This is a genomic window from Achromobacter sp. DH1f, assembly GCF_000633435.1.
Classification (GTDB): Bacteria; Pseudomonadota; Gammaproteobacteria; order Burkholderiales; family Burkholderiaceae_B; genus Achromobacter; species Achromobacter deleyi.
The window spans coordinates 143,427-157,548 of sequence record NZ_AYMF01000012.1 but is presented as its reverse complement, the minus strand read 5'-3'; the positions used below and the strand labels follow the sequence as shown (position 1 = coordinate 157,548).

The window sequence follows — 14,122 nt, the reverse complement described above, 5'->3', positions numbered from 1 at the left end:
CGCGCCATGGAAAAAGCCCCGTCCGGCAACGCCGTTCGGGGCTTTTTTTGGGGGCCTGTGCCCGGCACGGAGCCGGGCGCGGCGATCAGATCGCGGCCAGGCGCTTTTGCACGGTGTCCTTGCCCAGCAGCGCCAGCACGGCGTCCACGGCCGGCGTCTGGGTCTGGCCCGTCACGGCCACGCGCAGCGGAATCGCCAGTTGCGGCATCTTCAGGCCACGATCGGCCAGCACGGCCTTGATCAGCGCCGAGATGGCTTCGCGGGTCCAGTCGGTGCCGGCGGCGCGCTGGGCGAAGTCGGCCAGGGCTTCGCGGGCGGCGGCGGTCAGGTGCTGCTCGACCAGTTCCGGGGCGGCCGGCTTGAATTCGCCGCAGAACAGCATGGCGCCGTCGGCCAGTTGCTCAAGCGTTTCGGCGCGGTCTTTCAAGAGACCCATGACGCCCGGCAGGTCGATCTTTTCCGGATGGCCGCCGCGGTTGGCCACGCGCGGGGCCACGCGTTCGGCCAGTTCGGCGTTGTCCATCTGCTTGATGTAGTGGGCGTTGACCCAGTTCAGCTTCTTGGGGTCCCACTGCGAAGCGGACTTGGACAGGTGGCGGGTGTCGAACCACTGCACCAGCTGTTCGCGGCTGAAGAGTTCGTCGTCGCCGTGGCTCCAGCCCAGGCGGGCCAGGTAGTTGATCATGGCCTCGGGCAGGTAGCCCTCGTTGTCGTATTCCATGACGTTGACCGCGCCGTGGCGCTTGGACAGCTTTTCGCCGTCCGGGCCGAGAATCATGGGGACGTGGCCGTATTCAGGCAGGGTGGCGCCCAGCGCGCGCAGGATGTTGATCTGGCGCGGCGTGTTGTTGACGTGGTCATCGCCGCGCAGCACGTGGGTGATGCCCATGTCCCAGTCGTCGACCACCACGCAGAAGTTGTAGGTGGGGGTGCCGTCCGGGCGGGCGATGATCAGGTCGTCGAGCTCGGTGTTGTCAAAGCTGATGGTGCCCTTGACCATGTCGTTCCAGGACGTGGCGCCTTCCTGCGGGTTCTTGAAGCGCACCACGGGCTGGCGGCCGGCCGGGATGGCGGGCAGCGTCTTGCCGGGCTCGGGGCGCCAGGTGCCGTCGTAGCGCGGCTTGTCGCCGCGGGCGCGGGCGGCCTCGCGCATGGCTTCCACTTCCTCGGGCGAGCTGTAGCAGTGGTAGGCGGTACCGGCGGCCAGCATCTGCGCCACGACCTCGCGGTAGCGGTCCATGCGCTGCATCTGGTAGAAGGGGCCTTCGTCGGGCTGCATGCCCAGCCAGTCCATGCTGTCCAGGATGGCCTGCACCGCTTCCGGCGTGGAGCGTTCGACGTCCGTGTCTTCGATGCGCAGGACGAAGGTGCCCTGGTGGTGGCGCGCGAAGGCCCAGGAGAACAGCGCGGTACGGGCGCCGCCCAGGTGCAGGAAGCCCGTCGGCGAAGGCGCGAAGCGGGTACGGATGGGGGAAGAGGCGTTGGAAGTCATAGGTGGCAATGATAGCGGCTGCGGCGCCACAAAGCGGCGTCGGGCAGGGTCCACATCAAGCGGACGGCGGGGTTGTCTTGTTACGATGAACGGTATTTTAGATTAGCGCCCGCCCACGACATGCTGCGACACGCTCTTGCCCCGATGTTCGAACCCAGTTCGCTGGTGATCGTTGCCGACCGGCCCCTGCCGGCGGCGGGCTCGTTGTCGCCAGCGCTCAAGGCCCGCACCACCGTCGTGGCCTGCGAAACCGGCGCGGCGCCCGACCTGCCCGAGGCCCTGCAAGGCCTGGCCGCGGGTGAACGCCCCGATCTGGCCCTGGTTTGCGTGTCGCCCGCGGTGCTGCCCGAAACCCTGCGCCGCCTGTCGCCGCTGGCGCCGCGTTCGGTCATCCTGCTGCCGCACGAACTGCCTGATCCGTATCCGCGCGGCACGTTGGCGCTGTGCCGCGCCTGGGCCGAAGAAAACCGCTGCGAACTGCTGGGCCCGCGCTCGTTCGGCGCCCAGCGGCCCCATGCCGGCCTGAATCTCAGCCAGCATCCGGTGCTGGCGCGCGCCGGCCGGGTGGCGCTGCTGGCGCAGTCGCGGTCCATCATGGCAGCCGTGATGGACTGGGCCGAAGACGTGCACATCGGTTTTTCCACCGCCGTGTCGCTGGGCGACGAGGCGGTGGTGGGCCTGTCCAGGGTGCTGGACTACCTGGCCAGCGACCCGCGCACCGACAGCATCGTGCTCTACCTGGAAGACGTCGGGCCGGCGCGCGAATTCATGAGCACGCTACGGGCCGCGGCCAGCGTCAAGCCGGTCATCGTGCTCAAGGCGGGCCGGGCGGACACCGACAGCGCCGACGCCATCTTCGACGCCGCCCTGCGCCGTGCCGGCGCCGTGCGGGTGCGCTACTTCGTGCAGTTGTTCTCGGCCGTGAAGGTGCTGGGCTATACCCGTCGCCCCAAGGGCCGGCGGGTGGCGCTGATCTCCAACGGCAGCGGCCCCCCGCAATTGGCCATGGACCTGATCGGTCCGGACGCCGCCGTGCTGCGCGCCGACCTGGCGCCGGCCACGCAGCGTGCGCTGGCGGCGATGCTGGAACCCGACGCGGCCAGCGCCAACCCGGTCATCACCTACACCCCGCTGACGCCGGAGCGCATCCGCGCCATCCTGGACACCGTGCTGGACGATGCCGGCGTGGACGGCGTCCTGGTGCTGCTGGCGCCCGATGCGTTGGCCGACATGCCCGCCGTGGCGCGGGAACTGGCGCTGATCGCTCCCAAGGCCAAGAAGCCCGTGGTCACGTGTTTCATGGGCGACGCCGGCATGCGGCCGCTGCGGCGCATGCTGGACGATGCCGGCACGTCCGCGTTCCGTACGCCCGAATCGGCCGCCGACGCCTTCGGCGTGCTGGCCTCGCACCACTACAACCAGCAGCTGCTGCTGCAGACCCAGCCGCCTGAACCGGCCACGCACGTGCCCGATCTGGCCGCCGCGCGCGACATCCTGGCGCGGGTGCGGGCCGATTGCCGGCGCGAACTCAATACGTCCGAAGTCCGCGCGCTGCTGGCCCTGTTCTACGTGCCGCTGCGCGACATGCCGGTGGACGTGGCGCTGGGCGAACCGGAATCCCGCCCCATGGCGATCCGGGTGCGGCGCGATCCGCAGTTCGGCCCCGTCGTTCGTTTCGGTGCGGGCGGCCCGGATGCGGTGCTGTCGCAGTCCGACCGCGGCATGGACCTGCCGCCGCTGAACGGCTTCCTGGCGCGCCAGCTGATCGAACGCAGCCGCCTGTGGCGCAAGGTGCTGGCGCCGCGCGTCGGCCACCTGGCCGCCGAAGCCTTGCAGCAGGCGCTGGTGCTGGTGTCTGAACTGGTGTCCGAACTGCCCGACATCGAAACGCTGGACATCGATCCGCTCTACGCCGGTGAAACCCATCTGCGCGCCGGTGGCCTGCGCATGACGCTGACCGAAAAACCGGGCTGCGAATCGCCGCAGACCGCCGGCTATCCGCACATGGCGATTCACCCGTATCCGGCGCGCCTGGTGCAGGTGCGCCGCTTTGCCGACGGCATTCCGTGGGTGCTGCGGCCGATCCGCCCGGAAGACGCGCAGCCCTTGCAGGAATTCATCCGCGGCCTGTCCGAACGCTCGCGCTACATGCGCTTCGTGTCGATGATGCGCGAGCTGACTCCGCGCATGGTGTCGCGCTACACCCAGGTGGACTACCACCGCGAGCTGGCCCTGGTGGCCGCCACGCAGGTGCCCAACCCGGCCAACCGCGGCCATCCGCGCGAGGTCCTGGTCGGTTTCGCGCATTATTTGCGCAACCCGGACGGGCGCGGCGCGGAATATGCGCTGGTGATCGGCGACGATTGGCAGCGCCGCGGCCTGGGCCGCCAGCTGATGACGGCGCTGATCGACGCGGCGCGCGAGCAGGGGCTGGAATACATCGACGGGCTGGTGCTGTCGACCAACCGGCCCATGCTGTCGCTGATGACCAGCCTGGGCTTCACCAACGACGCCGACCCCGAAGACCCGACCATGCGGCGGGTCTGGCTGAACCTGGACTGACGCACGGGGGCTGCCCCCGTACGCAGGCCGGGTGGGTGCGGCTCGTCAGGCGGTCTTGCGCGCCGCCTGTGCCGGCGTCAGGCGCGCCACCGCCTCATCCACCGACAGTACGTCGCCAAAGAACAGCAGCCAGCCGTGCAGCGCGTGCTCGTGCTCGGCCGGCGTCACCGCGGCCAGCGCGTCGTCGACCATGATGGTGCGAAAGTCGCGCATCATCGCGTCGCGGGCGGTGGACTCGCAGCACACGTTGGTGACCGTGCCGGCGATCAGCAAGGTATCCACGCCACGCCCGCGCAGCAGCGGTTCCAGTTCGGACGAACCCGGCGCCATGGCGCTGTAGAAGCGCTTGGTCACCCGCAGGTCGCCGGCATCGGGCCGCAGGTCCGGATGCAGCGCGTAGCCGGGCGAATCGCGCCGCAGGGTTTCCAGGCGCCGCGCGCTGCGCTCGGGCGTCAGCATCACGCCGTGGTGGTGCGACCAGAAGGCGTCGGCGTTGTCGGATGCGGTCTGCACCCACACCACCGTGCCGCCGGCCGCGCGCACCGCGTCGCACAGGCGGTTCACCGGTACGATGATGTCGCGCGCGGCGGCGCATTCGCCCTGGTAGCCGGGCAGGGTGAAATACTGCTGCATGTCGATCACCACCACGGCGCAGCGCGCGCCTGGCAGCGTGTCATAGGGGTGCAGACAGCCCTGGCGGGCAATGACGCGGTCCTGGACCCATTGCGGAATCTGCATGGCGGCTCCTTATCCGTAGCGCCGCGCCACCGCGGCTTCGATGCGGTACACCACCAGGTACATCACGCTCGAAATCAGCGCCAGCATGGTGATGGCGGTCATCACGATATTCAGCTTGAAGACCTGGCTGCCGTTCATGATGAGAAAGCCCAGGCCCGAATCGGCCGACTGGAATTCCCCCACGATGACGCCCACCAGCGCCAGGCCGATGTTCATCTTCACCGCGGCGATCAACGTCGGCACGCTGCCGGGCAGCACGACCTTCACCAGCACCTGCCAGCGGCTGGCCCCGAAGGTGCGCGCCAGCTTGACCTTGTTCAGGTCGATGCCGCGAAAGCCCGCATACACGACCATGATGGTCACGAACACGGCGATCGCCACGGCCATGCCGTACACCGCGTAGTCCGACCCCAGCCACAGGTAGAAGATGGGCACGAAGGCGATCTTGGGCATGGCGTTGGCCACCACCAGGAACGGGTCCAGCACCTTGTACAGGAAGTCCGACCACCACAGCGCCGCAGCCACCACGATGCCGATCACCATGCTGAGCGTAAAGCCCACCAGCGTGGCCGACAGCGTGGTCAGGATGTGGTGCGCCAGGTTGCCGTTGGCCCACAGGTCGATGAACGTGGGCCACAGCGCGCTGGGGTAGCTGGTCAAGAGCGGGTTCAGGATGTGCATCCGCGGCAGGATCTCCCAGGCGCACAGGAATACGACCAGCAGCAGCGCCTGGGCCAGGCGGATGTTGCGGCGACGTGCGCGGTCGCGGCGCAGATAGTCCAGGTACTTCTGGCTGGGCGCGGGCACGGCGCGCAGCGGCACGGTGTTGGCGATGGGTGCATTCATGGCTCAACCCTCCACGTGGACGTCCAGCTCGTCCCAGAGCTGTTTGAAGTAGGCGTTGAATTCCGGCCGCGAACGCGCCTGGAATGGCGTGGGGCGCGCGCCGTCGCCATAATGGATGCGGTACTGGCTTTTCAGGCGGCCGGGCCGGCGCGACAGCACGATCACGCGGTCGGTCATCGCGATGGCCTCGCCGATGTCGTGCGTCACCAGCACCACCGTCTTGCCTTCGCGCCGCAGAATGTCGACCACCTCGTCGGAAATGGCCAGCCGGGTCTGCGAATCCAGCGCGGAAAAGGGTTCGTCCAGCAAGATCACGTCGGGTTCGGTGACCAGCGTGCGCGCCAGCGCGGCGCGCTGGCGCATGCCGCCGGACAGCTGGCGCGGCGTGTGCGTCAGAAAGGCGCCCAGCCCGCATTTTTCCAGCAGATGCACGGCGCGCGCTTCGCTGCGGGCATCGCGCCGGCCCTGTATTTCGGCGCCCAGCATCACGTTGTCCAGAATGGTGCGCCATTCAAACAGGTAGTCCTGCTGCAGCATGTAGCCGATCCGCGGGTTCGGCTCGGTGACCGCCTGGCCGTCGATCATCACGGCGCCTGAGGTCGGCGTGATCAGGCCGGCAATCAACGACAGCAGCGTGCTCTTGCCGCAACCGCTTTGCCCGATCAGGCTGACGAATTCGCCTGGCGCCAGCGCGAACGACACCTGCGACAGGGCCTCGGTCTCGCCTTCCGGCGTGAAATAGCTGAGACAGACGTCGCGCAGCTCGATCTTCGCCGTGGCCGCTTCCGGTTTCAGATTATGGACGACGGCGCTCATCATGGGGCCTTCCTGGCAAAGTCGGCCACCACCACGTCTTCATATTTGACGCGGGCGCCTTCCTTCATGACCGCGCTGGCGATCAGCATGTCCTGCAGCTGATTCATCGCGTCGGCCGTGACCAGCGGCGAGGTCTTCCAGATCTGGTATTGCTTGTAGCGGTCGATCGCGTCCGTCACGGCCGCCGCGTCCATGCCGGGAAAGTACGTCATGATCTGCGGCGCCAGCGTGGCGGCCGGCGTGTCCTTCACGTACTTCTCGGCGCGCGCCACCACGTCGGTCCAGGCCTGGATCACCTTGGGGTTGTCGCGAATGTATTTGTCGGTGGCGGTGAACACCGTGTAGTCCACCTGGCCCACTTCATGGCCCACCGAGGCCACGATATAGCCCTTGCCGTTGCGCACCAGCTCGCCGGCCTCGGGCTCCAGGAAGATGCCGTATTCGCCCTGGCCGGCCATCCACGCGCCGGCGCGCGCCGGAATGCCGATGTTGTTCAGCAGCTTGACGTCCTTCTGCGGGTCCAGCCCGTGCTTGCGCAGCGCGGTTTCCAGGAACACGATGGGATTGGACCCGGGCCGAAAGCCGATCACCTCCTTGCCCTTGAGCATGCTCCAGTCGAATTTCTCGACCGGCTTGCGCGCCAGCAGGAAAAAGCCGTCGGTGGCCGTCAAGCCGGCAAAGATCTTCGGCTTGACCGGCGATTCGCTGTTCTGCACATAGATCGACGCCTCGGGGCCGATCAGCACGATGTCCGCGCTGCCCGACAGCAGGGCGGTCATGCCCTTGTCAGTGCCTTGCGAGGTCTTCATCGAGACGTCCAGCCCGGCGTCCTTGAAGTAGCCCTGCGACAGGGCCACGTACTTGGGCACGTAGAGAATGGAGCGCACCACCTCTTCGTAGCGGACCTTCACGGGGGGATTGAGCGCTTCGCCGTGGGCGGCGAAAGGGATGAGCGCGGGCGCCAGCGCGACAAGCAGCGCCGCGACTGCCCGGCGGGGCAATGGCATGGGCTTCACGGGACTTTCTCCTGCGTCTGTATGCCTCGCCGAAACCCGGCGCGACACGGCCAATGGAATGGATCGACTGCAACAACAGGGAAGCCCGAACAGAGATCGCCCGGGCCGATACGGCGTGGTTTGAATACTATATTCAATACCAGGGGGCGACAAGGATTTTGGGATTGGCGTTTTTCCCTAGGAAAGGGCGCCTGTCAGCATCCGAAGAACCGGTGCTGGAATACCACTTGGTATACAGAAAAGGGATGGCCGCCTGGGGAGGGCAGCCGGGCGATCCCGGCGGATCGCCCCCGGCGGGCGGGCGTTATCCCGCCAGCACGTCGTTCAGGAAGCGCGAGATATCCGCCACTTCTTCCGCGCAGACCGAGTGCGGCATCGGGTACGTGTGCCAGCGCACGTCGTAGCCCAGGCGTTCCAGTTCAGCCAGCGAGGCCTGGGCGCGCGGCAGCGACACCACCGGGTCGTATTGGCCATGGGCCAGGAAGATGGGCGTGCGCTGGTTGGCCGGGGCGCGTTCGGCCTCGGCGGTGCCCAGCAGGGGCAGGTACCCCGACAGCCCGATCATGCCGGCCAGCTTTTCCGGCAGGCGCAGGCCCGTGTGCAGGGTCATGGCGCAGCCCTGCGAAAACCCCGCCAGGACGATGTTCGAGGTGGGAATGCCACGCGCGTTCTCACGGGCGATGAGCTTTCTGATGGCGGCTTCGGACGCGCGGATGCCGTTGGCGTCTTCGACCCGCACCAGGTCCATGACCAGGATGTCGTACCACGACCGCATCGCCATGCCGTTGTTGATGGTGACGCGCTGCACCGGGGCATTGGGGAACACGAAGCGCACCGCGGCGCCGGCTGGCAGGTCCAGTTCGGGCACGATGGGCGCGAAATCGTTGCCGTCCGCGCCCAGGCCGTGCAGCCAGATGACGGCGTGCGTGGGGGTGGGGGCGGTTTCGATCTCGATGCAATCGAGCAGGTCGGTCGGTGCGTTCATGGACGGCGGCGGGGGGAAATCAGAGGGTTAGGGTCTTGAGCGCCTGGAACAGCGCGCGATAGTGCTTCTTTTGCGGATCCTGGCCTTGCAGCAGCGCGGCGTTGGCCGTTTTTTCCTTGCGGGCGGCGCGGATCAGGGCGCGCAATTGCTGCACGTCGGCCTGCGGATTGTCGTGCAGCAGCTTGGTCAGGGCGTCGTCGTCGTCCAGCAGGCGATCGCGCAGGGTCTCCAGGCGGTGCATGGCGGCGGTTTCTTCGCGCGAGCCGTTTTCCCAGACGTCGAGCTGGGCGCGGATTTCGTCCGCGGGGGCGTCGCGCATCAGCTTGCCCACGAAGTGCACCTGGCGGCGCAGGCCTTCGCGTCCGGTGGTGCGCTGCGCCATGCGAATGGCTTCGTACAGGCGTTCAGCCAGGGGCAACTGCTTGAGGCGTTCGGGAGACAGGGCGATCAACTGCTTGCCCAGATCCAGCAGCGCATGCATGTCGCGCTTGATCTGGGACTTGCTGGGGCGGTCGTAGCCGTTCTCGTCGTAGCCTTCGTCGACGGATTCTTCTTCGGTATGGGAATTCATGGAAAACTGCGCAATGACAGACTTGGCTATGATAACCGTCTCTGCAAATTGGACAGCAATGGTCAAATCCTCCTCCTCCTTGCCGCTGGCGGCCAATCACGCGCGTTTTTCCGAATTGGTCGAGCAAACCCTGGCGTACGCCCGCCAGATTGGCGCCTCGGACGCCGCGGCCGAAGTCTCTGAAAGCCTGGGCCTGTCGGTTTCGGTGCGCAAGAACGACATCGAAACCGTCGAACAGACCCGCGACCGCTCGCTGGACCTCACCGTCTACGCCGGCCAGAGCCGCGGGTCTGCCTCGACCTCCGACTTTTCCGAAGCGGCCCTGCGCCAGACCGTCGAAGCGGCCTGGCACATCGCACGCCACACCGCCGCCGACCCGGCCGCCGGCCTGCCCGACGCCGACCAGCTGGCCACCGAATTCCCCGACCTGGACCTGCACCAGGCCTGGACGGTCTCGACCGAAGAAGCCGCCGAGCTGGCCCTGCGCGCCGAGCGCGCGGCCCGCGAGGTCGATTCGCGCATCACCAATACCGATGGCGCCACGGTGGGCACCTACGAAGGCCAGTTCGTCATGGGCAACACCCGCGGCTTCCTGGGCGGCTACCCGTATTCGCGCCACAGCCTGTCGGTGGCGCCCATCGCCGGCCGCGGCAACGGCATGCAGCGCGACTACTGGTACACGTCCGAGCGCGACCCGGCCAAGATGGCCTCGCCCGAGGCCGTGGGCCGCTACGCCGCCGAACGCACCCTGTCGCGCCTGTCGGCCCGCCGCATCCGCACCGGCAAGTTCCCGGTGCTGTTCGAGGCTCCGCTGGCCCTGGGCCTGGTCGGCGCCCTGACGCAGGCCGCCAACGGCGGCGCGCTGTACCGCAAGGCCAGCTTCCTGCTCGACGCCCTGGGCAAGCCGATCTTCCCGGACCACATCAACCTGACCGAAGACCCGCACATCCGCGGCGGCATGGGTAGTTCGCCGTTCGACGACGAAGGCGTGCGCACCCGCAAGCGCAGCGTGGTCACGGCAGGCGTGCTCGAAGGCTATTTCCTGTCTTCGTACACCGCCCGCAAGCTGGGCATGCAGACCACCGGTAATGCCGGCGGGTCGCACAACCTGACCTTCTCGTCCACGCTCACCCGCCGCGGCGACGACTTCGAAGCCATGCTCAAGAAAATGGGCACGGGCTTCCTGGTCACCGAACTCATCGGCCAGGGCGTGAACTACGTCACGGGCGACTACTCCCGCGGCGCGTTCGGCTATTGGGTCGAAAATGGCCAGATCCAGCACGCCGTGCAGGAAATCACCATCGCCGGCAACCTGGCGGACATGTTCCGCCAGATCGTCGCGGTGGGCGCGGACACCATCTCGCGCGGCACCAAGACCACCGGCTCGATCCTGATCGAGCAAATGGCCATCGCGGGCACCTGATCCGCCGCGGTGCCCTGCGACGCCCGCCTGCGCGGGGCCCTTCAAGGCCCTGGCCGGCGGGCGTCGCCGTTTGTGTCTTTGCAATCCTTGATCGCTGGGGATTTCCTCTAGCCGTCCTGGGCCATGCCAGCGTGTAATATCCGGCGGGTATTGCTCAAACTAGTATCGCGGCAGAGGAGCAAAGAGATGCAACGACGTTCATTCTTGAAGCAGGCCGGCCTGGGCGCCGTGGCGGCGGGCGCAGCGGTCAGCGCGCCGGCCCTGGCGCAGGATTCCCCCTCTCTCAGCTGGCGCCTGGCGTCCGGCTTTCCCGGCGCGCTGGACCTGCGGGTCGGCGCCGGCCAGGCGTTCTGCAAATTCGTGTCCGATGCCACCGGCGGCAAGTTCACCATCCGCCAGCAGGCCGATGGCGAGATCGCGCCCGCGGCCGACCTGATGGACGCCGTCGGCGCCGCCAAGGTCGAATGCGCTCACGTGTCATCCAGCCTGTACTTCGCCAAAAACCCCGCCTTCTGCTTCGATTCGGCCGTGCCGTTCGGGCTGGACGCCAGTCGCATGAATGCCTGGATGCTCGAAGGCGACGGCCTGCGCCTGACGCGCGAGCTGTTCAAGGCGCAGAAGATCGTCAACTTCCCGCTGGGCAACACCGGCCCGCAGATGGGCGGCTGGTCCAAGCGCGAAATCAAGCGCGCCACCGACCTGAAAGACCTGAAGATGCGGGTCGACGGCCTGGCCGGCCAGGTGCTGGCCCACCTGGGCGTGGCGCCGCAGCAGGCCGACCTGGCCAAGCTGGCCGAAGCCGTCGAGAAAGACGGACTGGAGGCCGTGGCCGGCACCGGTGCCGCCGAGGACGCCAAGCTGGGCCTGAACAAGGTCGGCAAGTTCTACTACGGCCCCAGCTGGTGGGCCGCCAGCGAACAGTTGTCGCTCTACATCAACGAAGACGCCTGGACCAAGCTGCCCAAGCACTACCAGGCGGTGGTCGAGGCCGCCGCCCTGGCCGTGCACGTCAAGACCACGGCGGCCTTCGATGCCCGCAACCCCGCCGCGCTGGCCCAATTGGCCGCCGCCGGCGCGCAGGTGCGCGCTTTCCCGCGGTCGGTCATGGATGCCGCCTTCGAGGCCGCCCAGCAGGTCTACAAGGAATTGAACGAGAAAGACGCCAAGTTCAAGGCCATCCACGACAGCTATATGGGCTTTCGCGACAACGGCATGCCGTGGTTCCGGTTGACCGAAGGCGCCTACGACCAGTATCTGGGCGTGGCGCTGTCCGCCCGCAGCTAGCTTCCCGAAGGCAGGATCCGGATGCCGAATGGCATTCGGCTGGAGGTGGGGTTTTCGCTGATAACCCCGGTTTTTTTACAAAAAAGTGGGCGGTTTTGATCCTTTTGTTGAACGGCATTCGAGTTTCCGCCTGATACAAAGGAGTAATATCCCGGGTCTTGACGCGCAAACATGACGCCTTCAGGCGGCATTGGACGTCAATCCGGCGGGATCACTCCAGCCCGGATAACCAACATTCCGAGACAGACTTTAAGGTGGTATCAACCATGCAATCCAAGACCAAGAAGCTGCTGGCCGCGCTGATCGCTGCCGGCATCGTCCCGGCTGCGCACGCGGCTGACATCAAGCTGGGCGTGGCTGAAGCCTTGTCCGGCGGCGCCGCCCAGTACGGCGTCTCGATCCGCAACGGCTTCCAGCTGGCGGCCGACGAGATCAACGCCGCAGGCGGGATCAACGGCAACAAGATCGTGCTCGTGGTCGAGGACGAACAAGGCAAGAAAGAAGAAGCGATCAACGTCTTCAAGAAGCTGATCTTCAAGGACAACGTCCTGATGGTCTTCGGCCCGACGCTGTCGAACTCGGCGCAGGCCGCCGACCCGATCGCCCAGGCTGCCAAGACGGTCGCCTTCGGCACGTCCAACACCGCCGACGGCATCACGTCCATCGGCAACTACGTGTTCCGCAATTCGGTTACCGAAGCCGACGTGCTGCCGGCCACCATCTCCACCGTCAAGGCCAAGACCGGCCTGAAGAACGTGGCGGTGCTCTACGGCAACGACGACGTCTTCACCAAGAGCGGTTACGACAACTTCAAGAAGGCCCTGGAAGACCAGAAGATCCCGGTCACCACCACGGAAACCTTCGCCAAGGGCGACGTCGACTTCAAGGCCCAGCTGACCAAGATCAAGGGCACCAACCCCGACGCCATCGTGCTGTCCGCCCTGCTGGCCGAAGGCGCCCCGATCATGGTGCAGGCTCGCCAACTGGGCATCAACGTGCCCGTCATCGGCGGCAACGGCATGAACTCGGTCAAGATTTTCGACCTGGCCCCTGGCGGCGCGTCGAACAATCTCTGGATCGGCAGCCCGTGGTCGATCGAGAACAAGGCCCCTGAGAACGTCAAGTTCATCGACGCCTACAAGGCCAAGTTCAACGGTTCGCCCGACCAGTTCGCCGCTCAGTCCTACGACGCCATGTACATCGTCGCCCAGGGCCTGAAGAACACCAAGCTCACCGGCGACCTGCCCAAGGACCGCGCTGCCCTGCGCGACGCCTTGCCCGCCGTGACGTGGACCGGCGCCACCGGCGCCTTCAAGTTCCGTCAAGCCACCGACCGTGCCGGCAAGCCCGCCGGCTACGACGCCGACCAGGCGCCGATCGTCAGCGTGACCAAAGACGGCAAGTACGTCATCGAGAAGTAAGCGCTACGCATCCCCGCGCGGGGGGGTGCGCCTTGCGGACGGCCCGGCCGTCCGCAGGGCGCTTTTGATTTGGAAAGTCCCATCATGTTCGAACAACAATTCGTCAATGCCTTGTCGCTGGGCTGTGTGTATGCACTGTTCGCGCTGGGCTTCACGCTGATCTTCGGCGTGCTCGGGGTGATCAACCTGGCGCATGGCGCCGTCTTCATGGTTGGCGCCTACGCGGCACTGTTCGTGGTCCAGCAATTCGGCCTGCCCCTGTGGGCGGCGCTGATGGTCGCCTTTTTCGTGGCGGGCTTTACCGGGGTCATCATCGACTACCTGGTGCTCAAGCCGCTGCGCAAGCGCAACGCGCCTCACTTGATCCCCATGATCGCCACGATTGGCGTGGGCATCATCCTGAACAACGGCGCCCAGAGCATCTTCGGCGCCAGCAACCTGCGCTTCCCCCACGGCACCGTGCCTGAAGACGTCATCGAAATCGCCGGGTTGCACCTGACCGTCATCGAACTGGGCATCATCTTCCTGTCGTTCGCCCTGATGGCCGTGCTGATGTTCGTCATGCGCCGCACGCAGTTCGGCCGCGCCCTGCGCGCCATCGCCGAATCGCCCAAGGCCGCCTGGCTACTGGGGATCAACGTCGAAAAGCTGTTCGTGACGACCTCGTTCGCCGCCGCCGCCCTGGGGGGCGTTGCCGGTGTGCTGATCGGCCTGTACTCGAACGCGCTGTTCCCGCTGATGGGCCAGCCGATGCTGCACAAGGGCATCGCGGTCATCATCCTGGGCGGCATGGGCGACATTCGCGGCGCCATGCTGGGCGGTCTCTTCCTGGGGTTCGCGGAAGTGCTGTCGGTGGCCTACATCGGCTCCACCATGCGAGACGCGGTGGCTTTCGGCCTGCTGTTCCTGATCCTGCTGGTACGCCCGCAAGGTCTGTTCGGCAAAGTGGTTCAACGCAAGGCTTAAAG

General features: G+C 66.7%; 12 protein-coding genes. 5 read left to right on the top strand and 7 right to left on the bottom strand.

Annotated elements, in window-relative coordinates; genetic code table 11:
* Positions 1 to 85 precede the first annotated feature (85 nt).
* Entirely contained in the window at positions 86 to 1,492 is a 1,407-nt protein-coding gene (gene gltX, locus U858_RS0113090) for a glutamate--tRNA ligase (RefSeq protein WP_025137605.1), read from the bottom strand.
* A gap of 120 nt (positions 1,493 to 1,612) precedes the next feature.
* On the opposite strand from gltX, the gene U858_RS0113085 reads away from it, so the two are divergent.
* Positions 1,613 to 4,054, top strand: a complete 2,442-nt coding sequence (locus tag U858_RS0113085) for a GNAT family N-acetyltransferase (RefSeq protein WP_025137604.1) — start codon at positions 1,613 to 1,615, stop codon at positions 4,052 to 4,054.
* A gap of 45 nt (positions 4,055 to 4,099) precedes the next feature.
* On the opposite strand, the gene U858_RS0113080 is transcribed toward U858_RS0113085, so the two are convergent.
* The 6 genes from U858_RS0113080 to yjgA form a co-directional block, all read right to left on the bottom strand.
* The gene (locus tag U858_RS0113080; protein ID WP_025137603.1) at positions 4,100 to 4,792 is read right to left on the bottom strand and encodes an isochorismatase family cysteine hydrolase; all 693 of its coding nucleotides are present in this window, start codon (positions 4,790 to 4,792) and stop codon (positions 4,100 to 4,102) included.
* Positions 4,793 to 4,801: 9 nt separating this feature from the next.
* Positions 4,802 to 5,638 (bottom strand): ABC transporter permease, encoded by an 837-nt coding sequence (locus tag U858_RS0113075; RefSeq protein WP_025137602.1) that lies wholly within the window; start codon positions 5,636 to 5,638, stop codon positions 4,802 to 4,804.
* A 3-nt stretch (positions 5,639 to 5,641) separates the two neighbouring features.
* Entirely contained in the window at positions 5,642 to 6,454 is an 813-nt protein-coding gene (locus U858_RS0113070; RefSeq protein WP_025137601.1) for an ABC transporter ATP-binding protein, read from the bottom strand.
* The gene (locus U858_RS0113065; RefSeq protein ID WP_051593562.1) at positions 6,454 to 7,461 is read right to left on the bottom strand and encodes an ABC transporter substrate-binding protein; all 1,008 of its coding nucleotides are present in this window, start codon (positions 7,459 to 7,461) and stop codon (positions 6,454 to 6,456) included. The genes U858_RS0113070 and U858_RS0113065 overlap by 1 nt, the downstream gene beginning before the upstream one ends.
* Before the next feature lie 313 nt (positions 7,462 to 7,774).
* Entirely contained in the window at positions 7,775 to 8,455 is a 681-nt protein-coding gene (locus U858_RS0113060; RefSeq protein WP_025137599.1) for an alpha/beta hydrolase, read from the bottom strand.
* Between the two features lie 19 nt (positions 8,456 to 8,474).
* Positions 8,475 to 9,026, bottom strand: a complete 552-nt coding sequence (yjgA, locus tag U858_RS0113055; RefSeq protein ID WP_025137598.1) for a ribosome biogenesis factor YjgA — start codon at positions 9,024 to 9,026, stop codon at positions 8,475 to 8,477.
* Between the two features lie 58 nt (positions 9,027 to 9,084).
* Here yjgA and pmbA point away from each other — a divergent pair, with 58 nt between their 5' ends.
* From pmbA to U858_RS0113035, 4 genes are all read left to right on the top strand, one after another.
* Positions 9,085 to 10,449, top strand: coding sequence for a metalloprotease PmbA (gene pmbA / locus U858_RS0113050; RefSeq protein ID WP_025137597.1), 1,365 nt, complete (start codon positions 9,085 to 9,087; stop codon positions 10,447 to 10,449).
* Positions 10,450 to 10,635: 186 nt separating this feature from the next.
* A complete protein-coding gene (locus U858_RS0113045; protein WP_025137596.1) occupies positions 10,636 to 11,733 on the top strand; it encodes a twin-arginine translocation signal domain-containing protein in 1,098 nt (365 codons plus the stop codon).
* A 266-nt stretch (positions 11,734 to 11,999) separates the two neighbouring features.
* Positions 12,000 to 13,154: an ABC transporter substrate-binding protein gene (locus U858_RS0113040; RefSeq protein ID WP_025137595.1), complete on the top strand. Its 1,155-nt coding sequence runs from the start codon at positions 12,000 to 12,002 to the stop codon at positions 13,152 to 13,154.
* A gap of 84 nt (positions 13,155 to 13,238) precedes the next feature.
* Positions 13,239 to 14,120: a branched-chain amino acid ABC transporter permease gene (locus tag U858_RS0113035; protein WP_025137594.1), complete on the top strand. Its 882-nt coding sequence runs from the start codon at positions 13,239 to 13,241 to the stop codon at positions 14,118 to 14,120.
* Positions 14,121 to 14,122: the final 2 nt, after the last annotated feature.